General features: G+C 60.7%; 24 protein-coding genes and 1 tRNA gene. 9 read left to right on the forward strand and 16 right to left on the reverse strand.

Features of this window, described 5'->3' with window-relative positions; genetic code table 11:
* Nucleotides 1-36: 36 nt before the first annotated feature.
* The 6 genes from ACIPSK_RS17715 (at nucleotide 37) to ACIPSK_RS17740 (ending at nucleotide 5,078) form a co-directional block, all read left to right on the forward strand.
* Entirely contained in the window at nucleotides 37-672 is a 636-nt protein-coding gene (locus ACIPSK_RS17715; RefSeq protein ID WP_162115532.1) for a TadE/TadG family type IV pilus assembly protein, read from the forward strand.
* On the forward strand, nucleotides 672-1,253 hold the full coding sequence (locus ACIPSK_RS17720) for a TadE/TadG family type IV pilus assembly protein (protein WP_162115533.1): 582 nt from the start codon (nucleotides 672-674) through the stop codon (nucleotides 1,251-1,253). The genes ACIPSK_RS17715 and ACIPSK_RS17720 overlap by 1 nt, the downstream gene beginning before the upstream one ends.
* 209 nt (nucleotides 1,254-1,462) lie before the next feature.
* Nucleotides 1,463-2,683, forward strand: a complete 1,221-nt coding sequence (locus tag ACIPSK_RS17725; RefSeq protein WP_162115534.1) for a phosphopentomutase — start codon at nucleotides 1,463-1,465, stop codon at nucleotides 2,681-2,683.
* Nucleotides 2,680-3,648, forward strand: a complete 969-nt coding sequence (locus tag ACIPSK_RS17730) for an adenosine deaminase (protein ID WP_162115535.1) — start codon at nucleotides 2,680-2,682, stop codon at nucleotides 3,646-3,648. Before ACIPSK_RS17725 ends, ACIPSK_RS17730 begins: the two co-directional genes overlap by 4 nt.
* Before the next feature lie 106 nt (nucleotides 3,649-3,754).
* Complete coding sequence (upp, locus tag ACIPSK_RS17735; RefSeq protein ID WP_003544477.1) at nucleotides 3,755-4,384, forward strand: uracil phosphoribosyltransferase; 630 nt, start codon at nucleotides 3,755-3,757, stop codon at nucleotides 4,382-4,384.
* Between the two features lie 124 nt (nucleotides 4,385-4,508).
* The gene (locus tag ACIPSK_RS17740) at nucleotides 4,509-5,078 is read left to right on the forward strand and encodes a TIGR02281 family clan AA aspartic protease (protein WP_162115536.1); all 570 of its coding nucleotides are present in this window, start codon (nucleotides 4,509-4,511) and stop codon (nucleotides 5,076-5,078) included.
* A 6-nt stretch (nucleotides 5,079-5,084) separates the two neighbouring features.
* On the opposite strand, the gene deoA is transcribed toward ACIPSK_RS17740, so the two are convergent.
* The 9 genes from deoA to ACIPSK_RS17785 form a co-directional block, all read right to left on the reverse strand.
* Nucleotides 5,085-6,392: a thymidine phosphorylase gene (deoA, locus tag ACIPSK_RS17745; protein ID WP_162115537.1), complete on the reverse strand. Its 1,308-nt coding sequence runs from the start codon at nucleotides 6,390-6,392 to the stop codon at nucleotides 5,085-5,087.
* Between the two features lies 1 nt (nucleotide 6,393).
* On the reverse strand, nucleotides 6,394-7,170 hold the full coding sequence (gene deoC, locus ACIPSK_RS17750; protein WP_162115538.1) for a deoxyribose-phosphate aldolase: 777 nt from the start codon (nucleotides 7,168-7,170) through the stop codon (nucleotides 6,394-6,396).
* Between the two features lie 111 nt (nucleotides 7,171-7,281).
* Nucleotides 7,282-8,082 (reverse strand): purine-nucleoside phosphorylase, encoded by an 801-nt coding sequence (locus ACIPSK_RS17755; protein WP_162115539.1) that lies wholly within the window; start codon nucleotides 8,080-8,082, stop codon nucleotides 7,282-7,284.
* Nucleotides 8,079-8,468: a cytidine deaminase gene (locus tag ACIPSK_RS17760; protein WP_162115540.1), complete on the reverse strand. Its 390-nt coding sequence runs from the start codon at nucleotides 8,466-8,468 to the stop codon at nucleotides 8,079-8,081. The genes ACIPSK_RS17755 and ACIPSK_RS17760 overlap by 4 nt, the downstream gene beginning before the upstream one ends.
* 1 nt (nucleotide 8,469) lies before the next feature.
* Entirely contained in the window at nucleotides 8,470-9,441 is a 972-nt protein-coding gene (locus ACIPSK_RS17765) for an ABC transporter permease (protein ID WP_162115541.1), read from the reverse strand.
* Nucleotides 9,442-9,451: 10 nt separating this feature from the next.
* Nucleotides 9,452-10,555: an ABC transporter permease gene (locus ACIPSK_RS17770; protein WP_162115542.1), complete on the reverse strand. Its 1,104-nt coding sequence runs from the start codon at nucleotides 10,553-10,555 to the stop codon at nucleotides 9,452-9,454.
* A 7-nt stretch (nucleotides 10,556-10,562) separates the two neighbouring features.
* Nucleotides 10,563-12,074 (reverse strand): ABC transporter ATP-binding protein, encoded by a 1,512-nt coding sequence (locus ACIPSK_RS17775; RefSeq protein WP_162115543.1) that lies wholly within the window; start codon nucleotides 12,072-12,074, stop codon nucleotides 10,563-10,565.
* A gap of 88 nt (nucleotides 12,075-12,162) precedes the next feature.
* Complete coding sequence (locus ACIPSK_RS17780; RefSeq protein ID WP_017966526.1) at nucleotides 12,163-13,155, reverse strand: BMP family lipoprotein; 993 nt, start codon at nucleotides 13,153-13,155, stop codon at nucleotides 12,163-12,165.
* A gap of 316 nt (nucleotides 13,156-13,471) precedes the next feature.
* Entirely contained in the window at nucleotides 13,472-13,789 is a 318-nt protein-coding gene (locus ACIPSK_RS17785) for a hypothetical protein (RefSeq protein WP_018070333.1), read from the reverse strand.
* Nucleotides 13,790-14,015: 226 nt separating this feature from the next.
* Between ACIPSK_RS17785 and ACIPSK_RS17790 the strand changes: the two genes are divergently transcribed.
* Nucleotides 14,016-14,105 (forward strand) — tRNA-Ser (locus ACIPSK_RS17790).
* Nucleotides 14,106-14,358: 253 nt separating this feature from the next.
* Here ACIPSK_RS17790 and ACIPSK_RS17795 read toward each other — a convergent pair.
* Nucleotides 14,359-15,183, reverse strand: coding sequence for a hypothetical protein (locus ACIPSK_RS17795; protein ID WP_246709586.1), 825 nt, complete (start codon nucleotides 15,181-15,183; stop codon nucleotides 14,359-14,361).
* Nucleotides 15,184-15,385: 202 nt separating this feature from the next.
* Between ACIPSK_RS17795 and ACIPSK_RS17800 the strand changes: the two genes are divergently transcribed.
* Both ACIPSK_RS17800 and ACIPSK_RS17805 read left to right on the forward strand, forming a co-directional pair.
* A complete protein-coding gene (locus ACIPSK_RS17800) occupies nucleotides 15,386-15,595 on the forward strand; it encodes a KTSC domain-containing protein (protein ID WP_003555857.1) in 210 nt (69 codons plus the stop codon).
* Between the two features lie 441 nt (nucleotides 15,596-16,036).
* Nucleotides 16,037-16,276 (forward strand): CrpP-related protein, encoded by a 240-nt coding sequence (locus ACIPSK_RS17805; protein WP_017966522.1) that lies wholly within the window; start codon nucleotides 16,037-16,039, stop codon nucleotides 16,274-16,276.
* Here ACIPSK_RS17805 and pncB read toward each other — a convergent pair.
* The 6 genes from pncB to ACIPSK_RS17835 form a co-directional block, all read right to left on the reverse strand.
* Entirely contained in the window at nucleotides 16,258-17,562 is a 1,305-nt protein-coding gene (gene pncB / locus ACIPSK_RS17810; RefSeq protein WP_162115544.1) for a nicotinate phosphoribosyltransferase, read from the reverse strand. The genes ACIPSK_RS17805 and pncB overlap by 19 nt on opposite strands.
* A 186-nt stretch (nucleotides 17,563-17,748) precedes the next feature.
* Nucleotides 17,749-18,096, reverse strand: coding sequence for a hypothetical protein (locus ACIPSK_RS17815; RefSeq protein ID WP_026154385.1), 348 nt, complete (start codon nucleotides 18,094-18,096; stop codon nucleotides 17,749-17,751).
* A gap of 88 nt (nucleotides 18,097-18,184) precedes the next feature.
* A complete protein-coding gene (locus tag ACIPSK_RS17820; RefSeq protein ID WP_162115545.1) occupies nucleotides 18,185-19,144 on the reverse strand; it encodes a 2-hydroxyacid dehydrogenase in 960 nt (319 codons plus the stop codon).
* A gap of 8 nt (nucleotides 19,145-19,152) precedes the next feature.
* Nucleotides 19,153-20,790 carry an ABC transporter ATP-binding protein gene (locus ACIPSK_RS17825; protein WP_162115546.1) on the reverse strand — a complete coding sequence of 546 codons (1,638 nt, stop codon included), beginning with the start codon at nucleotides 20,788-20,790 and terminating at the stop codon, nucleotides 19,153-19,155.
* A complete protein-coding gene (locus tag ACIPSK_RS17830; RefSeq protein ID WP_162115547.1) occupies nucleotides 20,787-21,935 on the reverse strand; it encodes an ABC transporter permease in 1,149 nt (382 codons plus the stop codon). The genes ACIPSK_RS17825 and ACIPSK_RS17830 overlap by 4 nt, the downstream gene beginning before the upstream one ends.
* Nucleotides 21,935-23,023 carry a microcin C ABC transporter permease YejB gene (locus tag ACIPSK_RS17835; RefSeq protein ID WP_162115548.1) on the reverse strand — a complete coding sequence of 363 codons (1,089 nt, stop codon included), beginning with the start codon at nucleotides 23,021-23,023 and terminating at the stop codon, nucleotides 21,935-21,937. The genes ACIPSK_RS17830 and ACIPSK_RS17835 overlap by 1 nt, the downstream gene beginning before the upstream one ends.
* Between the last annotated feature and the right edge of the window lie 12 nt (nucleotides 23,024-23,035).

Here is a 23,035-nt window from a genome sequence, read left to right on the forward strand (position 1 = left end):
GTGTGACGGACGAAGAATGTCGCTTAGGTCCAGGCAATGACGGTAATTGATCAGAAGACGGGTGAGGGGCGCGCCTTTACGCCATTCCGTTTCTTACGGTTTCGCGCTCTCGCCCGCTCGCGCGAGGGTGCTGCGGCGATCGAATTCGCCCTGCTTGCCATTCCCTATTTCCTGGTGATTTTCGCAATCCTCGAAACTTTCGTCGCCTTCGCCGCCGAGGAACTCGTCTCCAACGGCGTTGATACGATGAGCCGACGAATGCGAACCGGGCAGATCACCTATAATCTCGGCCGCACGACCGATATGAACCAGGCGCAATTCCGCCAGGCTTTCTGCGATGAGATCTCGATCCTCATCCGTTGCTCGGCGAGCGAAGTCGCCACGCCAAGCAAGCTCTACCTGGATGTGCAGACGTTCAGCGCGTTTTCGGCCATTCCGACGACGATCCCCAAGCTTTCCACCGACAGATATGCCGACATCAATACTGCGGCCTTCAAATTTGCGCCGGGCGGCGCCGGCACTGTCAACATGGTCCGTGCCTATTACCGCTGGGAAATCATCACGGATCTGGTCCGGCCTTATATCAGCACGATACGTCCCGCCGACGGTTCGATGCCGAGCCAATATCTGATCGTCGCAACCGCGGCCTTCCAGAGCGAGCAGTATCCATAATGGCGTTGCGCAACCCGTTCACCAGACTGGTCCTGACAGCGCGGCGACTGGCCCGAGACCGCAAGGGCGCCGGAGCGATCGAATTCGCGATCCTCTTTCCCGTGCTCATCATGCTCTATATTGGTGCTTTCGAGATTACCATCGGCCTCAGCGTCAGCAAGCGCGTGACACGCGCCGCAGGAACGGTGGCCGACCTCATCACCCAGCAGCAATCCGTCACGAAGAGCGCGCTCGCGCAGATGCCGTCGGTCGCAACGGCGATCTTCGTGCCCTACAATTCGACGGCGCTGACGCTGAAGATCACGGGGATTACCATCGATGCCAGCGCCAATGCGAAGGTGCTCTGGTCCTGGGCAAAGGACGGGACGGTGCCCTATGCCAAGAACGCCACAGTGAGCAACGTGCCATCGGACATGAAGACGGCGAACAGCTTCCTGGTCCGCACCGAGCTCAGCATCCCCTATACGATGTTCCTGTTCGCCCCGAATTTCATGCCGGACGGCATGCGCACGATTACCATCAGCCGCAGTTATTTCTACCGCCAGCGCCAAGGCGACTCGATTCCCTGCGGCGACTGCTGACGGCCCCTTCCCGCTCTTGTCTGGTGCATAACTCCTTAGATCGAAATCGACTTAGGCGTTAGGCAGCAATTCACAGTGTTACAGCGTCCTTTGCGCGCCTGAAAAGACGCGCGCGCTGTAATTTGCCAAGCCGGCCGTGGCATTATATGGCTGGATCTCAGCCGCCTCCGACATTCCAGAGGCCGGCGATCGGCTTTCTCGGGTGTAAAATGGCGCGTGCCTTTCTTTTCGTTCTGGATTCCTTCGGCATTGGCGGAGCGCCGGATGCGGCGGCCTATGGCGACGAAGGCGCCGATACGCTCGGCCATATCGCCGAGTTCTGCGCAGCCGGAGCCGGGGACCGCACCGGATTGCGCGAAGGGCCGCTTTCCCTGCCCAACATGTCGGAACTCGGGCTGATGCATATCGCCCGGTCCGCTTCCGGCCGGTTTCCGGCCGGCATGTCCGTCCCGGAAAAGGTCTACGGTATTTATGGCGCCGCCACCGAAATCTCCCGTGGCAAGGATACGCCATCAGGTCATTGGGAGATCGCGGGAACACCTGTCAGTTTCGATTGGGGTTATTTCCCGCCGGAGGGCGACGCCTTTCCTCCGGAATTCATCGAGACATTGTGCAGGGAGGCTGACGTGCCCGGCATCCTCGGCAATTGCCATGCCTCGGGAACGGAGATCATTGCCCGGCTCGGCGAGGAGCATATCCGCACCGGCAAGCCGATCTGCTACACCTCATCGGATTCGGTCTTCCAGGTCGCGGCGCACGAGGTGCATTTCGGCCTCGATCGCCTGCTCGCCTTCTGCCGTTTGGCCCGGGGACTGCTCGATCCCTACAACATCGGCCGCGTCATCGCCCGGCCCTTTGTCGGCCAGTCTACCTCTTCCTTCCAGCGCACCGGAAACCGGCGCGACTTTTCCGTGCTGCCGCCGGAACCAACGCTGCTCGACCGTCTTATCGAGCACGGACGGCACGTGCATGCTGTGGGAAAGATCGGCGACATCTTTGCGCATCAGGGCGTTTCCAGGGTCATCAAGGCGAACGGCAACGAGGCGCTGATGGATGCGTCGCTCTCGGCGATCGACGAGGCTGAGGATGGCGATCTCGTCTTCACCAATTTCGTCGATTTCGACATGATCTACGGCCATCGCCGCGATGTGCCGGGTTATGCCGCGGCACTCGAAGCCTTCGATGCGCGCTTGCCCGAAGTCCACAAGAAACTGAAGCCCGGCGATCTCGTCGTGCTCACCGCCGATCATGGCTGCGATCCCACCTGGCGCGGCACGGATCATACGCGTGAGCGTGTGCCTGTTATCGCCTATGGCCCCGGCATCCGGTCGCGTTCGATCGGGGTGCGCCGCAGCTATGCCGATATCGGCGAGAGCATCGCCCGGCATCTCGGCATCCCGGCCGGACCGCACGGAAGGAGTTTTCTGTGACATCGCATTTGAAGAAGGTCGAGCTGCACTGCCATCTGGAGGGTGCGGCCCCTCCAGCTTTGACCGCGGCGCAGGCGCGGAAATACGGCGTCGACATCAGCGCCGAGCTTCGCGACGGAGCCTATGTCTGGCATGATTTCGCAAGCTTCCTCGAATGTTACGACAAGGTTTCCGAGGTCTACAGGACCGAGGAGGACTATGCGCTTCTGACCGAAACCTATCTCGGCGAACTGGCCGGCATCAATACGATCTACAGCGAGCTCATCGTTTCGCCCGATCACGGCAAGCGCATCGGGCTGGGCGCCGATGCCTATATATCAGGTATCTGCGAAGGCATCCGGCGGGCCCGGGAAAAGAGCGGCATCGAGGCCCGGCTGATCGTCACCGGCGAGCGGCATTTCGGTCCGGAGAGCGTGATTGGTGCTGCCGAATATGCGGCAAAGGCCGGGAGCCCTCTGATTACCGGCTTCAACCTTGCCGGCGAAGAGCGCATGGGGCGCGTCGCCGACTATATCAGAGCCTTCGATATCGCCCGCGATGCCGGCCTCGGTCTGACCATCCATGCCGGCGAGGTCTGCGGCGCCTTCAGCGTCGCCGACGCGCTCGACGCGGTGCGCCCCTCGCGCATCGGCCATGGGGTGCGCGCCATCGAGGATCTCGATCTGGTGAAGCGGCTTGCCGATCTCGGCACCGTGCTCGAGATCTGCCCAGGCTCCAATATCGCGCTCGGGGTCTTTCCCGATTTCGCCTCCCATCCGCTGCGCCGGCTGAAGGAAGCAGGCGTGCGGGTGACGATCAGTTCAGACGATCCGCCCTTCTTCCGTACCTCGCTCAAGCGAGAATACGAGCTTGCCGCCGGGGCTTTCGGCTTCGGCGACGCCGAGATCGACGCCATAACGCGCACTGCGATCGAGGCGGCCTTCGTCGACGATGAGACACGAAAGACTTTGCTCGCCCGGCTTTAAAAGACTCGAGGGACTGGGGAAGATCGACGCAAATCGACCGCCACTCTTGCGGTCAGGCCGATTTCCGTGAAAGAAACATCCGATAGAAAGAATGAAAGGCTTCCCCATGGACGGCGTCACGGTCATCGATCATCCGCTTGTGCAGCACAAGCTCACCATCATGCGGCGCAAGGAGACATCGACGGGAAGTTTCCGGCGCTTGCTGCGCGAAATCTCGACATTGCTCTGCTACGAGGTGACCCGCGATCTCGAACTGACGATGGAAACGATCGAGACGCCGCTGCAGACGATGGAGTCGCCGATCCTCGAGGGCAAGAAGCTGGTCTTCGCCTCGATCCTGCGTGCCGGCAACGGGCTGCTCGAAGGCATGCTCGATCTCGTGCCGTCCGCCCGCGTCTCGCATATCGGCGTCTACCGCGACCACGAGACGCTGCAGCCGGTCGAATATTATTTCAAGGCGCCGGAGGACGTGGCCGAGCGGCTGATCATCGTCGTCGACCCGATGCTTGCGACCGGCAATTCCTCGATTGCGGCGATCGACAAACTCAAGGAACGCGGCGCCCACAATATCCGTTTCCTCTGCCTGCTTGCCGCCCCGGAAGGAATCCGCAACTTCCGCGCCGCACATCCCGATGTTCCGGTTTTCACCGCATCGATCGACAGTCATCTCAACGAGAAGGGCTACATCATGCCCGGCCTCGGCGATGCCGGCGACCGCATGTACGGCACCAAATAATTTCGTCTTCCTTTACCAAATCGAAAGACCTTGAGGCCCGGAGGTTCGTTCCGGGCCTTTTGTTGTCGATATTAGCAACTTATCAGCACTTGAGGTTTAGCAAGCTTGAAGCATGAGGCCCTGCATGAAGCCGGGTTTATACAGGAAGGATTTCTGTTTCATGCTCGTGCGTACCGTCCTATTCGCCAGCATCGCCGCGGTGCTCGCCACACAGGTGCCTTCCTTGTTCGGAAGCGCCAGCCAGCAACCTGCTGACACTCTCTCCGCCAATTACGTATCGACCGAAAGCAATGAGCCCGCAGTACCCGCGCCCGTATCCGGCAGCAATGCGATCCGCCTGCAGGCCGATGCGCAGGGCCATTATACCGGCAGCTTCAAGATCAACGGCAAGCCGGTGCAGGGCCTGATCGATACCGGCGCCACTTATGTGGCGCTCAACGAGACGCTTGCCCGCCGACTTGGCTTCACGGCCAACCAGCTCGATTTCCGTTATGGCGTGAACACCGCGAACGGCCAGACGAAGGCCGCGCATGTGACACTCGACCGGGTCGAAATCGGCGGTATTCGCGTGCGCGATGTCGAAGCCTTCGTCCTGAGGGACGATGCGCTGACGACGACGCTGGTCGGCATGAGCTTCCTGCAGAAGCTCGCCTCCTATTCCGTCGCCGACGGTTCGCTCAGCCTCAAGCAATAAACCGCTTCAGACCAGCCCCGCAATCACCGGTGTCAGCTCCGGCTTGTCCTCGGTGATGCGGTAGTGCGTGGCAAGTGCTGTCGCCGCCCTCTCCGCCGCGGTCTCGTCAGCGGCGTGAACGAGAGCGATCGGTTCGCCCGCCTTTACGCGGGTGCCGAGCGGCAGGAGTTCGGAGAAGCCGACGCGATGGTCGATCCGGTCCGCCGGATGGCGTCTTCCGCCGCCGAGATCGATCACACTGACGCCGATACCGCGCGCATCGCAGGCGGCAAGCCAGCCGGACCGGGTGGCCGGGACAGGTTTTTCGACAGGTGCCCTTGCCAGATATCGGTCGGGGTTTTCGATGAGATCGGCCGGACCGCCGAGCATCGATACCATGCGCGCGAAGACCTCTGCCGCCTTTCCCGATGACAGCGCTCGACGCGCCATCGTCTCGGCTTCATCAGACGAAGCGGCAATGCCGGATTTCACCAGCATTTCGGCGGCGAAAGCGAGAACGACGGTCTCAAGCCGCGTGTCCTTTTTTCTGCCCGCCAGGAAATCCAGGCAGTTGCGCATCTCGACGGCGTTGCCGGCGCTATCGGCGAGCGGCTGGTTCATGTCGGTGATCAGGGCCGAGGTCTTCACGCCTGCGCCATTGGCCACCTCGACCAGCGACTGCGCCAGGATCTCCGCCTGGCCGCGATGAGCCATGAAAGCGCCGTTGCCGACCTTGACGTCGAGCACCAGCGTCTCGAGCCCGGCCGCAAGTTTCTTCGAGAGGATAGAGGCGGTGATGAGGGGGATGGAATCGACCGTCGCGGTCACGTCGCGCACGGCATAGAGCCTGCCGTCGGCGGGCGCCAAGGTCCCGGTCTGACCGATGATGGCGCATCCCGCCTCCTTCACGACCTTGTGGAACAGGTCAGCATCCGGGGTGATCATATAGCCGGGAATGGATTCGAGCTTATCCAGCGTGCCGCCGGTGTGGCCGAGGCCGCGCCCGGAGATCATCGGAACGGCAAGGCCGCAGGCAGCGGCGATCGGCGCCAGCATCAGCGAAACATTGTCGCCGACGCCGCCGGTCGAATGTTTGTCGGCGATCGGGCGGTCGATATCGGCCCATTGCAGCCTGTCGCCGGAATCGGCCATCGCCAGCGTCAAGGCCACGATTTCGGCCCGGGACATGCCCTTGAACCAGACGGCCATGGCGAAGGCGCCGATCTGGCCTTCCGACAATTGGCCGGCAGCCAACGCAGCGATGAAGGAGCTGATATCGGCGACATCGAGTTCTTCGCCATCGCGCTTGCGTCGGATGATCTCCTGCGGGATCATTTCAATAGCTCGACGCCGCAGCCGGTGCCGACTGTGTTCCGCTCAGAACCGCCAGGATATCGTCGAGCAGGCCGGAAGCGCCGAAGCGGAATGTCGACGGCATCGCCCAGTCCGGCGTCATGATGGTTTCGGCAAGGCTGAGGTAGAGCGCCGCATCCGCCACCGAGCCGATGCCGCCGGCCGGCTTGAAGCCGACCTTGCGCCCACTTTCACGAATAGTCCGGATCATGATGTCGGCGGCTTCGAGCGTCGCGTTGACGGCGACCTTGCCGGTGGAGGTCTTGATGAAATCTGCGCCTGCCTCGATGGCGAGTTCAGAGGCACGGCGGATCAATGCCGCATCCTTCAACTCGCCGGCCTCGATGATGACCTTCAGGACGACGGGACCGGTGCATTCGGCGCGCACGGCCTTGACCATGTCGGTCACCGCCTTCTCATTGCCGGCGAGCAGCTTGCGGTAGGGGATGACCAGATCGATCTCATCGGCGCCATCGGCAATTGCCTCACGCGCTTCGGCGGCGACATCGGCCACTTCCATATCGCCCGAGGGGAAGTTGACGACGGTTGCGATGCGCACGGCATGGCCGGTGCCAAGGATGTTGCGCGCCTGGGCGACGAACCGCGGCCAAATGCAGATCGCAGCGCTGTTGCCGTAGGGCGTCTGGGCGCGGGCGCACAGCGCATCGATCTGCGCCTCGGTGCAATCGTCCTTCAAATTGGTGAGATCGAGGAGGGAAAGGGCGACAGCCGCCGTCTCCCGGTTGGAATGGCTATTCATCTTCGCTTCCTCTCGAGCATGATGTCGAAAAGTGTGGGCGGTTTTCAGACGTCATCATGCTTTAACTATTTAATGTAGAACAGGATGATTTTAGGCCGACCCGGCCTAAAATCATCCTGTTCCAGCCGCAATCATGTCTTTCAAAATGGCGGCGAGACGGGCGCCGCCGATGGGCGCCATGTCCTTGGTTTCTTCATGGCTGAGCTCATTGCCGGTCATGCCTGCGCCATAGTTGGTGATAACGGAGGCGGCTGCAACCCTCAGGCCCAGCATTCTTGCGATGATCACCTCGGGCACTGTCGACATGCCGACGGCATCGGCGCCGAGGATGCGCGCCATGCGGATTTCGGCCGGCGTTTCGAAGCTTGGACCGGAGAACCACATATAGACGCCCTTTGCCAGCTCGATTTCAAGCTTTGCCGCTGCCCTCTGCATCGCCGCGGCAAGCCCCGCATCATAGGCATTGGTCATGCCGACGAAACGGTGATCGCTTTCCTCTCCGATCAGCGGGTTCATGCCGGAATAGTTGATGTGATCGGTGATCTGCATTACCGAACCGGGCGGCAAGTCGCCGCGCAGCGATCCGGCCGAATTGGTCAGGATCAGCGCTTCGACGCCGAGCGCCTTCAGCACCTCGATCGGCAGGCGCATGGCGTTGGCGTCGCCCTTCTCGTAATAATGCACGCGGCCGGAGAGCATGATAACGGGCACGCAGCCGAGGCGGCCGGCGACGACTTCGCCCGCATGGCCGGAGACGGCGCTGACGGGAAAGCCCGGCAGGTCGCGATAGGGAACACGCACGGCGCCATTGAGCTCACCGACGAGGGAGCCGAGACCGGAGCCGAGCACGATGCCGTGACGCGGCTTGATGCCCCCGAGCAATGCGGCGAGCAGGCTGGCCGTCGCCTTCATCCGAGTTCCGTCTCGAAGCTGAAGGGAAGAAGCTCTTCCATCGTCATGGTCTTCTTCACGCCCGCCTCATCGCAAAGGTAGATCTTCGTCTCCTTGGAGGCGAATTCGGAGATCTTCTGGCGGCAGCCGCCGCAGGGCGGGCAGAGCGGCAGCTTTTCGGCAATGACGGCCATTTCGACGATCGTCTTCGCGCCGCCCATGATCATGGCGCCGATCGCCGTCGGCTCGGCACACCATCCTTGTGGAAAGGAAAGGTTTTCGATGTTGGCGCCGGTATAGACCTTACCGTCCTCGGCGCGGATCGCCGCGCCGACCGGGAATTTCGAATAGGGCGCATGCGCAAAAGCCATGGCGCCGCGGGCGGCTTCGAACAGGTCGTGAGACATATCAACGCTCCTTCGTATAAGGCACGCCGCCGGCTTTCGGCGGGGTCGCAACGCCGATGAAGCCGGCGAGCAGGACGCAGGTGAGAACATAGGGCAGCGCCTGGAAGACCTGAACCGGCACTTCGCCGATCAGCGGCACCCGCTTGCCCTGCATGAAATTTGCCAGCGCATCGAGGAAGCCGAAGAGCAGGCAGGCAAACATGACGGGCACCGGCTTCCACTTGGCAAAGACCAGAGCGGCAAGCGCGATATAGCCCTTGCCGGCCGACATGTCCTTGATGAAGGCGGCGGACTGGGCAATCGCCAGATAGGTGCCGGCAAAGCCGCAGAGAATGCCGGCGCACATGACGGCGCGGTAACGCAGCCAGGCAACCGAGATGCCGGCAGTATCGACCGCGCCAGGGTTTTCGCCGACGGCGCGCAGCCTGAGGCCAAAGCGTGTGCGGTAAAGCACCCACCAGGAAAACGGCACGGCGAGAAAGGCGAGATAGGTGAGGACATTGTTGCCCGATATGACATTGGCATAGATCGGGCCGATGATCGGTATGTCGTGAGCGGCATCGGCGCCCGGCAGGATGATCGGCGCGAAGCGCGATTCCGGCGACAGCTGCGGCGTGCGTCCGCCCTGGCCGAACCAGGCCTGACCGAGCACGATGGTGATGCCGGCGATGAAGAAGTTGATGGCGACGCCTGACACAATCTGGTTGCCGCGATTGGTGATCGAGGCGAAACCGTGCACCAGGCTCAGCGCCACCGAGCAGAGGATGCCGGCACCGAGGCCGAGCCAGGCAGAATCGGTAAGATAGGCAACGCAGGCGGCGGCAAAGGCCGATCCCAGCATCTTGCCCTCGAGACCGATATCGAAGATGCCGGCACGTTCCGAAAACAGACCGGCAAGGGCGGTGAAGATCAGCGGGATCGACAGGCGGATGGTCGAGCTCAGAACGCTGATGAAGATGTCATAATAATCCATCGCCCGCTCCTTAACCGCGCTTGAATTGTTGGTAGAGGCGCACCATCGCCGGCCGGAACATATATTCCAGCGCGCCGGCAAAGAGGATCACCAGACCCTGGATGACGAGGATCATCTCGCGGGTGATGTTCGGCATTTCGAAGGAGATCCAGTCGCCGCCCTGGTAGAGGATGCCGAAGAGGATCGCCGCCACGATGATGCCGAGCGGATGATTGCGGCCCATCAGCGAGACGGCGATGCCGACGAAGCCGGCACCACCGACGAATTCCACCTGCAGACGGGCCGACGAGCCCATGACAGGGTTCAGCGCCATCATGCCGGCGAGCGCGCCGGAGAGCAGCATGGCGATGATCACCGTGCGGGCATAGGGGATGCCGGCATAGGCCGCCGCCGTCGGGCTGACGCCCAGCGTGCGCATCTCGAAACCGAGCTTGGTGCGCCAGACAAGCAACCAGACGAGGTAGCTGACGACGAGCGCAATGATGAAGGAGACGTTGAACGGGGCAGCCCCCAGCTTGGCGCCGAACAGCTGCATAACCCAGCCGAGCTTCGGCAATTGGCCGCCTTCGAGGAAGGTGCGGGTTTCCGGCGCCATTTTGCCGGGCACGATCAGCACATGCACCAGGAGATACACCATGAGCGCTGCGCCGATGTAATTGAACATGATCGTCGTGATGACGATGTGGCTGCCGCGTTTTGCCTGCAGGAAGGCCGGGATGAAGGCCCAGGCTGCGCCGAACAGGCCGGCGCCGACGACGGCGATCGGCATCGTTACATACCACGGCACGTAGCGATCGAGCGACAGTGCCACCAGCGCGCAGCCGAGGCCGCCGACATAGGCCTGGCCTTCCGAGCCGATGTTGAAAAGGCCGGCATGGATCGCCACCGCGACGGAGAGGCCGGTGAAGATGAAGCTCGTCGCGTAATACAGCGTGAAGCCGATGCCTTCGCCATTACCGAGCGCGCCCTGGATCAGCAGCGACAGCGCATCGAGCGGGCTCTCGCCGATCAACCAGACGACGAAGCCGGAGATCAGGAAGGCGACGATGAGGTTCAAAATCGGGATGAGGCCGTAATTGATCCAATTTGGTAGCGGAACGGAAGCAGTGCTCATAAAGGCCTCACGCGGCAATGCCGGCCATCATCAGGCCGAGGGTCTGTTCACCGGCATCGGGCGTCTTCTCGCCGACGACATGGCCGGCAAACATGACAAGGATACGGTCTGAAAGGGAGCGGATTTCATCGAGTTCGACGGAGACGAGCAGGATCGCCTTGCCCGCGTCGCGCATCTCGATGATCCGGCGGTGGATGAATTCGATGGCGCCGATATCGACGCCGCGTGTCGGCTGGCCGATGATCAGCATCTTCGGATCGCGTTCGATCTCACGGGCGACGACGATCTTCTGCTGGTTGCCGCCGGAGAAATTCGCCGTCTTCAGCCGCGGGTTCGGCGGGCGGATGTCGTATTTCTCGATCTTCTCCATCGCATCCTTGCGGATCGCTTCGAGATCGAGCAGCGGGCCTTTGCTGTAGGCTGGGCGGCGGTGGTAACCGAGCACGGAATTTTCATATTCCTCAAATTTCAACACCAGGCCCATATGGTGGCGGTCCTCGGGAATATGAGCGAGGCCGAGATCACGCAGGCGGGCGGGATCGGCCTTGTCGATCGTCTGGCCGTCGAGCAGGATTTCACCGGAGGTCGGCTTGCGGATGCCGGCAATCGCCTCCAGCAATTCCGACTGGCCGTTGCCGGCGACACCAGCGATGCCGACGATCTCACCGGCGCGCACGTCGAAAGAGACGTTGTCGACCATGGTGACGCCGCGATTGTCCTTGACCGTGAGGTTGCGGACAGACAGCACGGCGGCTTGCGGGTTCGCCTCCCCCTTCTGCACACGCAGCAGCACGCGGCGGCCGACCATCAGTTCGGCGAGTTCCTCCACCGTCGTCTCCGACGTCTTGCGGGTCGCGACCATTTCGCCGCGGCGCATGACCGAGACTGTATCGGTGATCGCCATGATCTCGCGCAGCTTGTGGGTGATGAGGATGATCGTCTTGCCCTGGTCGCGCAACACCTTGAGAATGCGGAAGAGGTGATCGGCCTCCGCCGGCGTCAGCACGCCTGTGGGCTCGTCGAGGATCAGGATCTCGGCGCCGCGATACATGGCTTTCAGGATCTCGACACGCTGCTGCAGGCCGACCGGCAGCTCCTCGATCAGCGCGTCGGGATCGACCTCAAGACCATATTCCGTTTCCAGCCGCTTGAGCTCGGCGCGCGCCGAGGCGACGCCCCTCGCCAACAGCATGCCGGCTTCGGCGCCAAGCATGATGTTCTCGAGCACCGTGAAATTATCGACCAGCATGAAATGCTGGTGCACCATGCCGATGCCGGTGGCGATCGCCGCCTGGCTGTCGCGGATGGTGACGGGGCTGCCGTTGACGCGGATCTCGCCGCTGTCGGCATGATAGAAACCGTAGATGATCGACATCAGGGTCGATTTACCGGCGCCGTTTTCGCCGATGATGCCGTGGATCGTCCCCCTGGCAACGGTAAGGTTGATGTCCTTGTTGGCGTGGACGGCACCGAACTTCTTGTCGATGCCGACAAGCTCGATAGCGGGCTTATCTGTCACTGCAGGCTCCAAATAAGAAAAGGGCGTATGGCGAAAATCCCCTCCGCCATACGCCCGATCTCAATCGTCGATCACATTCGGGCGCGGATCACTTCGGGCAAGCGTTGTCCGAGGTGTAATCGTGAACCTTGATGGTTCCCGCGATGATGTCGGCCCTGGCCTTGTCGACGGCAGCCTGCATTTCCGGCGTGATCAGCGACTTGTTGTGCTCATCGATCGCAGCGCCAACACCATCTTCCTTGACGCCGAGCGCCTGGACGCCGCCGGTGAACTTGTCGTTCTTGGTGTCGTTGTAGGCGTTGTAGACGGCGAGGTCGACGCGCTTGACCATCGAGGTCAGGACCGAGCCCGGATGCAGATAATTCTGGTTGGAGTCGACGCCGATCGACAGCTTCTTGTTATCGGCAGCCGTCTGCAGAACGCCGAGACCGGTGGCACCGGCTGCCGCATAGACGACGTCAGCGCCCTGGTCGATCTGGTTCTTGGTGAGCTCGCCACCGCGGACCGGGTCGTTCCAGGCCGCACCCGTCGTGCCGGTCATGTTCTGGAAGACTTCGATATCGGCCTTGACGGAGCGTGCGCCCTGCTCGTAGCCGCATTCGAACTTGCGGATCAGCGGAATGTCCATGCCGCCGACGAAACCGACCTTGCCTGACTTCGACGCCATGCCGGCGAGAACGCCGACGAGGTAGGAGCCTTCTTCTTCCTTGTAGACAACCGAGCGGACGTTCGGCTTGTCGACGACGGAGTCAACGATGATGAACTTGGTATCCGGGAATTCGGCTGCAACCTTCTCGATGGCCGAAGTCCAGGCGAAGGAAACTGCAACCACAGGATTGAAACCGCGGCTTGCGAAGTTGCGGATGGCTTGTTCGCCCTGGGTGTCGCCCGTCGGCTCGAAGTCGCGATAGGCAATGCCGGTCTCGGCCTTGAACTTCTCGGCACCGTTATAGGCCGCCTCGTTGAAGGACTTATCGAACTTCCCGCCGGTGCCGTAGACCAGCGCCGGCTTGACATCGGCGGCAAGCGCCGTCGTCGACATGGCAGCCACGGCAAAGAGAGTGAGAAGGGATTTTTTCATTGTGCAGCCCTGTTGTTGCTATTCGTTAGGGGTCCTCCCGCAAGCCCTTTTCGGGCATGTCTGCGGAACCACCGACCTCCCCCCGGAGGCCTGGCTGCGCGCATCCTTGCATGGCTCACGGAAAAATTCACCAGAAATTTTTCAGCTGGTAAAGATTTGCAGCGATTGCCGAAAATCAGCTCTTCGGGGCTGATTTTTGGACATTCCTTGCATCAAAATGCGGATTTTCTAGCCAATCCGGAGGCAAATACCGAGGTAGAAGGGCGGTCGATGCCCACCCGGATTTCTCGCCGGATCGTGCCGCAAAACAACCTTGCTATGCGGTGAAGCGACCGGCCACCGGCGGCTTCTTGTAGCCGATCATCCACAGAAGCAGCGCGATCACCAGGAAAACGGCAAAGGCCGGCTGGAGCATCAGCCACTGGAAGATGAAGGTGTAGAAACGCGGGTGGATATAATAGGAAAGGGAGGATTGCAGCGACGTCAGCGTTGTCGGGCTCACATCCTGCCAGGCATCGGAGATCGGCGTCATCACCACGGAAGAGGCCGCAACCGATTGGATCGAATCGATGGTCCCGGCAATAACGGCCGCCGCAAGCGCGACAAGACTCGCCAGACGCAACAGGAAACGCATCAATTCCTCCGACGCTCGATATGCCGGACAATTCCGGCCGGCCGCGCCATTCTCCACCTTGAGAATTACATAGTCATCGATGAGGTGAAGCACAATGGAGGGGCCGAGGCGAGTTTTATCTGAAGAAGTCAAAAAACTGTTAGATTTCGGTTGATCGACAAAAATTCATCGGTATATATCGCGCCGTTCCGACGATTTGCTCCTATCCTAGGCGCGAACGCCCAATGGACAGGTGGCCGAGTGGTTTAAGGCGCACGCCTGGAACGCGTGTGTACGTGAAAGCGTACCGTGGGTTCGAATCCCACCCTGTCCGCCATTTCTCTTTAAAGCTCCCGATCCTTCCTTCGCACGGCCGTGCCAGCCTTCGTGACGATCTATTGTGCGTGGCAGCGGCCTCAACGCCCTGCCGAGATTCCCGGACTTGCAGATATTGGAATGCCCGGCAGCGGCTAGCATGATCACGACTAAGCGCGTCGGCCCGAAAATCGGAATCGATTCGGGCCGACGCGTAGATTCAGAGTGTTACAGCGTCCTTTGCGCGTCTGAAAAGACGTGCGGCGCTGTAGGCCCTATTCGAAAATTTCCGAGACGCTCGTCGCTGCGACCGCATTCCCTTGACGTCCACCGATTGGAGGCCGCGGAGCCTCGGAACTCAGCAGTTTGCGAGCCAGGACGACCGAAACGTAGCACAGGCCGAATGTCGACGCCCATTGGCAAATCACCAGTATTGCCAAAGCGATGAGGTTCAGTTTTCCGTCCGAGAAGATGCTATCGGCTGCGTATGACATCGATGTTGCTGCCGTCATCAATATTAAAGCACCGATGAAGGGAAGAAACAGTCCGGCAAAAAGCCGTAAAAAGGTGGGCACAAAACCGCGTTTCCCCCGGCTGAAGGCAGCTGAAAGCCCGCTTTGAGAGCCCGCAATTCCGGCAATAGGCCAGGTTCCGACAAGGGCAAGGAGCAACGGAAGGATCATTGCGATCACCGCAAGACATAAGAGTAGAAATGTGTTCTTTGATAGGGAAGCGGCGCCGAATGCGACAGGGACACCAATCCCGATTCCAATGACGACGAGGATGATAAGCAAGTTCTTCCAGATGTAGCCACCAAACCCACGCATGCCGCTGGTCAGGTTTGAAACTTTCCCGTCTCCGTTTAATATTGCATTCTGAATGAAGAATCCAAAAGACAAAGAGACGAAAAATTGCGTTGAATTACTTTTGTTTCCACCGCTGTAATCATCAAAAGCGACCAGTGCGCAATTGGCTGCAACAACAACACACACAAAAGACAGATTACGTCTTACAAAAGAAATCGCTTCACCTAACATTGCACCCCTGCCATCCCTCGCCTCTGGATAGAAGATATCGTCATCAAAAGATGGTGCTGTCAAACGCTGATCTTTCTTTTCAGCAAGTTGTCGTACCGAAACCCTGCAGAAGCCATCAATCAGCCGTGTCGAGGTGTGGCGACGGTACCCGATTGACGTCCCGACGACCTAAGCAAGATTCCTGAATTTTTACCATGCCGCTTCACCGCGTCTTTGCACGTTTGGGTTTATCTTTCTGCCAAACCAAAATACGGAGATTAAACAGGTGGAAGAACTTTCGGTAAAGTCGAAGATCATCAAATCCGTCTATTTCAGCCAGGAAGACGGACGGCTCAGGATTTGTTTCAAGAATGGCGAGGAACGTCTGTTCGAAGGCGTTCCCTCCTCGGAAGCCCACGCGATGACGGTGGCGCCGTCTCCCGGCCATTATTATCTCGACCGGATCAGAACCCGGTTTCGCAGATTGGCAGCCTGAAAACCCGCGCGGATAGCGACAGCACGCATTGCGGGGTTGTGTGGAATCGGGACGCGGCCGGTGGATATTAACCGGCTGTTAGCCTTCGATATCATCTGGGTTGGATCGCCCCTGCCGAACAGCGGCAACGTGTCGGCGCTGCCGGCTTAAAGGTCGGCCAGCCGGGAGGCTCGGCGGCGAACCCCAGCCAGGAAGCCGAGCCTCCCCGTCACGTGACGCTCGTGGAGCGCCATGCCGAAATGCGTATCGTTTTCGAACGCCACATGCCCCGCTTGTTTGCTTGAGATCGTATGATCCCGCGCCAGTTTGGGACCCCATCATCCCACCGAACTAGCGAATTGGAGCTAATCCTGTGAAAAACTCGAGATATCGCATCCGGACTCGACAATGCTTTATTAGCATGATTGCATAAAGCTATCGGATAAAGACCGGAGAGTGATGATGTTCGAGAAGCTGCTTGAGATGCAGGAGCGTGGCGCACGGGACCGTGCCCGTGGCCGCAGCCTAGCCGACAATCCGATGTCGAAGCCGGATATCCTGCCGATCACCGACTTCCAGGAATGGTACTCGATGTTCGACGCTTGGCGCTTCGGTTGGTCGATCGAGGATGCGATGGCGGGGCACATCAATATGCCCCGGGATGGCGGCACATTGGCTCAGACCTACACCAGAACGGTCTGATCGACCCTGTCCTCGGCGCCGAAGAATTTCAGGTAGCGTTCGACCTCGGCCGGTTCGCCGGTCGCCTTCTGGGGGTTGTCGGAGAGCTTCACTGCCGGACGGCCGTTGGCGTCGCTGACCTTGCAGACGACGGAGATCGGGTTGAGGCCGGAGATCTCGATCGGCGCGCAGCCGGAAAAATCATTCGTCAGGTTCGTGCCCCAGCCGAAGCTCATGCGCACGCGGCCTTCGAAATGCCGGTAGGTATCGATGATAGCGTCGACGTCGAGGCCGTCGGAGAAGATCAGCAGCTTCTGGCGCGGATCGCGGCCCATCTTTTTCCACCAGTCGACAATCTTTTCGCCGCCTTCGATCGGCGGGGCACTGTCCGGGCGGAAACCGGTCCAGTCGGCGACCCATTCCGGCGCGTCGCGCAGGAAGGCGGCGGTGCCGAAGGCATCCGGCAGCACGATCAGAAGGTTGCCGCCATAGAGCTTGTTCCAGTCGCGCAGGATCTTGTAAGGCGCATTGCGCAACTGCTCATCGGTTTCGGCCAGGGCGGCGGCGACCATCGGCAGCTCGTGGGCATTGGTGCCGACGGCCTCGAGATCGGAATCCATCGCCAGCAATACGTTGCTGGTACCGGCAAAGGCCGGGCCGATGCCTTCCTTCAGCGCCTCGACGCACCAGCGCTGCCAGAGGAAACTGTGACGGCGGCGGGTGCCGAAATCGGAGATGCGCAGGCCCGGCAATTCCTTCAGCCGTTCGACCTTCGACCACATCTTCGCCTTGGCGCGCGCATAGAGCACATCGAGGGTGAAGGGACCGAGCGCCTTCATCGCCGAGCGCGACCTAAGCTCGTTGACGATGGCGAGCGCCGGGATTTCCCACATGGTGGTTTCCTTCCACGATCCGTGGAAATCCAGCACATATTGCCCGTCCTTCTTCGACAGCTCGTATTCGGGCAGCTGGAAATTGGAAAGCCAGGCGAGGAATTCCGGTTCAAAGATCTGCGCGCGACCATAGAAGCTGTTACCCGCAAGCCAGATCATCTCCTTCTTGGAGAGTCTCAGCGTGCGGGCATGATCGAGCTGCTCGCGCAATTCGCCTTCATCGAGTTCTTCGGCCAGACGCACCCGCTTGGTGCGGTTAATGAGGGTGAAGGAAGCGTTCACGTCCGGATAGAGCTTCCAGATCATCTGCAGCATCAAAAGCTTGTAGAAATCGGTATCGATCAGGCTGCGGATGATCGGATCGAGTTTCCAGGCGTGATTGTAGACGCGTCTTGCGATATCGGTCCTGGCCATGAAACTCCCGCCCTGTCCACTCCGGTCAGGTGCTGCCAAATTCCCGGGTACTGCCAAGTTCCCAGCCGGCGCACGAAACCGGCTCGTGTGCCTTCTTATCGAAAAATCGGCGGCTAAAGTCCAGACAAAACAATAAACGCCCCGCCGCAGTGTGGCGGCGGGGCGTGAAGGTGGTTTTGCTGACGATTATTGGGCCGGAGTTGCGGGCGCCACATTCGGAGCGGCCGGCGTGTTGTTCGGCGTTTCGGTTGGAACGGCAGTACCGTTCTGCAGTGCCGGCGCGGGGGCCGGAGCAGGCTGCTGCGACTGAAGCTGCTGGCCTGGCTGCTGCGGTGCCACCTCTTTCGCCTCGCGCCTGCCCCAAATCTCGACCGGTATCCAGACCACGAAGGCAAGCACCAGCGCAACGATCAGCACTGTCAGAATGCGATAACCGGTGCGTCCCTGCCTTGCCTTCACCGGCGGGATCAGCTGTTCCTTGTGAAGCTTGCGATCGGATTTTTCCCAGCGTGTTTCCCTCTGATGCGCCATCATCATCTCCTTCCGCTGTCTTGACCGGCCGATCCGGCTGCGAAGAATTTCCGCAAAGGAAACGGGCGGCTGTCTGGAAGGTTCCGAAAGCTCAATAGCCGGCGACGCGGTCGACTACGAATTGCAGCGGCTCGCCGCGCTCGAAACGGGCGATCTGCGTCTCGACATGCCGGAACAGCGCGTTTTCTTCGGAGACGGCCGCGTCGTGCGGCGTAAGGAAGACGTTCTGCAAGTCCCACAATGGGCTGTCTGATGCAAGCGGTTCCGCCTCGAAGACATCGAGGGAAGCGCCGCCGAGGGTACCGTCACGGATGGCGGAGGCGATATCGGCCTCGACCTGGCTCTTGCCGCGGCCGGCATTGATGAAAACCGGCTGCCCGAGCGCGCCGTTACGACGCAGCTTCGCAAACAGACCAGCGTTATAGAATCCCGATGTTTCAGGCGTCAGTGGCAGCAGGCCGACGAGGATGTCGGTCCTTGCGAGAAAGCTGTCCAATGCGCTGGCGTCGAAGGTTTCGATACCGTCGATCTGCTTGCGGGTGCGCGACCAGCCGATGATATTGAAACCCATCACCCTCAGCTTGGCGACCGCGTCCTGCCCGAGAACGCCGAGACCCATGACACCGATCGTCACTTCCGCCGCCTCCGGCGCGATCAATTTTGCCCATTGGCGCTGGCGCTGGTGGCTATCATGGGCGTATTGCCCGCGCAGATGCATCAGGCATTGCATGACCACCCATTCGCTCATGCGTGTCGTCAAGCTGCGGTCGACGAAGCGAACGATCGGGATCTCCGGCAGGCCGGCCATGCCGATGATATGGTCAACGCCGGCGCCGCCCGAAAAGATCACTTTCAGGTTCGGCGCCCGCGCGAAAAGGTCGGCATCCGGCTTCCACAGAAGCGCGTATTCGACCGCGCGGAGATCGCGCGCCTGATTGGCCGGATCGGCGAGATTGATGCTGCCGCGGTCGGCAAAGGCCGTCTTCAGCACGCGCGCGACGCCTTCGGCATTGAACTTGATATCGACGAGAACGTGAGGACGGGCGGACATGATCTTCTTTATTGCTGCACGGCGGGCGTCGGCACCGCCTCGATGTTGAAAGCGGCGGCCATCAGCGCCTTGGTGTAATCGTCCTTCGGCGCGCGGAAGATGTCGGCTGACGGACCCTGTTCGACCACCTTGCCGAAACGCATGACGATGACGTCGTTGGCGAGCGCCTTCACCACTTTCAGGTCGTGGCTGATGAAGAGATAGGCAAGGTCGTGCTTCTTCTGCAGATCGCGCAGGAGATCGACCACCTGGGCCTGGACGCTCATATCAAGGGCGGAGGTCGGCTCGTCGAGCATGACGAAGCGCGGTTTCAGCACCATGGCGCGGGCAATGGCAATGCGCTGGCGCTGGCCGCCGGAGAATTCGTGCGGATAACGCCAGCGGGTCAGCGGATCAAGACCCACCTCCTCCAGCGCCCAGCAGACGCGCTGGTCGCGTTCTTCTGCGGTCAGGGAACGCTCATGCACCTTCAGCCCCTCGGCGACGATATCGCCGACCGACATGCGGGGGCTGAGCGATCCATAGGGATCCTGGAAGACGACCTGAAGCTGATTGCGCAGCGGCCGCATTTCGCTGAACGAATAGCCGGCTATATCCGTGCCGACAAAGGCGATCCGCCCTTCTGAGGAAATCAGCCGGGTGAGCGCCAGGCCGAGCGTGGTCTTGCCGGAGCCGGACTCGCCGACGACGCCGAGCGTCTGGCCGGCGCGTAGCGAAAGATCGATGCCGTCGACCGCCTTCACGTGATCGACGACACGGCGCATCAGCCCTGATTTGATCGGGAACCAGACACGGATATCCGAACCTTCCATCACCATGGGTTTCGACGGATCGGCCAATGGCGGCTCGCCACGCGGCTCGGAGGCCAGAAGGTGCCGGGTATAGTCGTGCTTCGGATTGGCGAAGACGTCCTCGACGGCTCCGGTTTCGACAATCCTGCCCTTGGTCATGACGCAGACGCGATCGGCGAATTTGCGGACGATGCCGAGATCATGGGTGATGAACAGCAGCGACATGCCGTGGACGGCCTTCAACTGCCGGAGCAATTCGAGGATCTGCGCCTGCACCGTGACGTCGAGGGCGGTGGTCGGCTCGTCGGCAATCAGCAATTCCGGCCGGTTGGCGAGCGCCATGGCAATCATGACGCGCTGGCGCTGGCCACCGGAGAGTTCGTGCGGATAGGCCTTCAACCGCTTCTCCGGCTCACGGATGCCGACCTGGTTCAACAATTCCAGTACGCGCTGGCGCGCCGACTGGCCGGTCATGCCCTGGTGCAGGGCGAGGATCTCGGCGATCTGCTTCTCGATCGTATGAAGCGGATTGAGCGAGGTCATCGGCTCCTGGAAGATCATGGTGATGTCGTTGCCGCGCACGTCGCGCAGTTCCCGCTCCGACGCCTTCAGGAGGTCCTTACCCTTGAACAGGATTTCGCCGGAGGGATGGCTTGCCGACGGATAGGGCAAAAGCCGAAGGATCGAGTTGGCCGAGACCGACTTGCCGGAGCCGGATTCGCCGACGAGCGCCACGACCTCGCCTTTGGCGATATCGAAGGAGATATGATCGACGGCGAGCGAGGTTTCGCCGCCCTGATGAAAGGCAACCGAGAGATCGCGAACGGAAAGCAGCGGTTCTGTCATGTCACTCATTGAAACGTCTTCCTCGGATCGAAGGCATCGCGCACGGCTTCGCCGATGAAAATCAGCAGGGAAAGCATGATCGACATGGCGAAGAAGGCCGTCAGCCCGAGCCATGGCGCCTGCAGATTGGTCTTGCCCTGGGCGATCATCTCGCCGAGCGAGGGGGAGCCCGGCGGCATGCCGAAGCCGAGGAAATCGAGCGAGGTCAGCGTCGTGATCGAACCGGAGAGGATGAAAGGCAGGAAGGTCAGCGTCGCGACCATCGCGTTTGGCAGCAGGTGGCGCCACATGATGGTGCGATTGTTGACGCCGAGCGCACGGGCGGCGCGGACATATTCGAAATTGCGGGCGCGCAGGAATTCGGCGCGCACGATGCCGACGAAGCCGACCCAGGAGAAGAGCAGCATGATGCCGAGCAACACGAAGAAGCCGGGCGGCAGCAGTGCGGCGATGATCAGCAGAATGTAGAGTACCGGCATCGACGACCAGATCTCGATGAAGCGCTGCAGCAGCAGATCGGTCCAGCCGCCGAAATAACCCTGCACCGCACCCGCCGTCACGCCGATAACAGCCGAGCAGATGGTCAGCACCAGGCCGAAGAGCACCGATATGCGGAAACCGTAGATGACGCGCGCCAACACGTCGCGCGCCTGGTCGTCGGTGCCGAGCCAGTTGAGATTGCCGGGGGTGCAATCCGGATCGTTCACCCCCTGCGGGTAGCCTGCGCAGCGCTCCTCCTTCGTCATCAGCCAGAAGGGGGCGGTCGGCGCCGAATGCGGAATGTTGGAATTGACAGAGCGATAGGAATAGCGGATCGGCGGCCAGATCATCCAGCCGTTGGCATTGATTTCGTCCGCAATTACCGAGGAACGATAGTCGGTTTCGGCCAGGAAGCCACCGAACTTCTCCTCGGGATAGTCGATGAGAACAGGGAACAGGATCTCGCCCTTGTAGGAGGCGATGATCGGCCGGTCATTGGCGAGGAACTCGGCGAACAGGCTGAGCACGAACAACACCAGGAACAGCCACAGCGACCAGTAACCGCGGCCGTTCGCCCGGAAATTATGCCAGCGGCGGATGTTGGTCGGCGAGAGCAGGCCCTTGCGCGGCGGCTTGACGGGTGTCGTGACAGCGGGATTTGCGGCGGCGTCCATCAGACATCCCTCCGCTCGAAATCGATGCGCGGATCGATCCAGGTGTAGATCAGGTCGGAAACCAAGCTGACGAACAGACCGAGCAGCGAGAAGATGTAAAGTGTGGCGAAGACGATCGGATAGTCCCGGTTGACCACAGAGAGATAGCCGAGACGGCCGAGGCCATCGAGCGAGAAGATATTTTCGATCAGCAGCGAGCCGGTGAAGAAGGCGGAAATGAAGGCGCCGGGAAAACCGGCGATGATGATCAGCATGGCATTGCGGAAAACATGGCCATAGAGCACCTGCCGCTGGTTCAGGCCTTTGGCGCGGGCGGTGACGACATATTGCTTCTTGATCTCCTCGATGAAGGAATTCTTGGTCAAAAGCGTCGTCGTCGCGAAGGCGGACAGGGAAAGCGAGATCAGCGGCAAGGTCAGGTGCCAGAAATAGTCGAGCGGCTTCTGCCACCAGGCCAGCTGATCGAAATTGTCGGAGACCAGGCCGCGCAACGGAAACCAGTCGTAGAACGAGCCGCCGGCGAAAAGCACGATCAGGAGAATGCCGAACAGGAAGCTCGGTACGGCATAGCCGACGACGATGACGCCCGAGGTCCAGACGTCGAAGGTCGATCCATCCTTAATTGCCTTGCGGATGCCGAGCGGGATGGAGATGGCATAGGAGAAGATCAGGATCCAGATGCCGAGCGAGATCGACACCGGCAGCTTCTCCTTGATGAGTTCGAGCACGGAGGTGTTGCGGAAGAAGCTCTCGCCGAAATCGAAGCGGCTGTAATTCCACATCATCTCGCCAAAACGGGTCAGCGGCGGCTTGTCGAAGCCGAACTGCTTTTCGAGCTTGGCGATCAGTTCCGGGTCGAGCCCCTGGGCACCGCGATATTTCGAGCCTTCATCGCTGCCGGTGCCGCCGAGAAGATCGCCGCCGCCGGACAGGCGCTGGTCGGCACTGTCGGCCTGACCGGTCAATTGGGCGATCACCTGCTCGACGGGACCGCCGGGCGCGAACTGGATGACGATGAAGGAAATCGCCATGATGCCGACGATGGTCGGGATCATTAGAAGCAGTCGGCGAATGACATAGGCGCCCATCAGCCTTCAGCC

It is taken from the genome of Rhizobium sp. LARHSG275, from assembly GCF_052871115.1.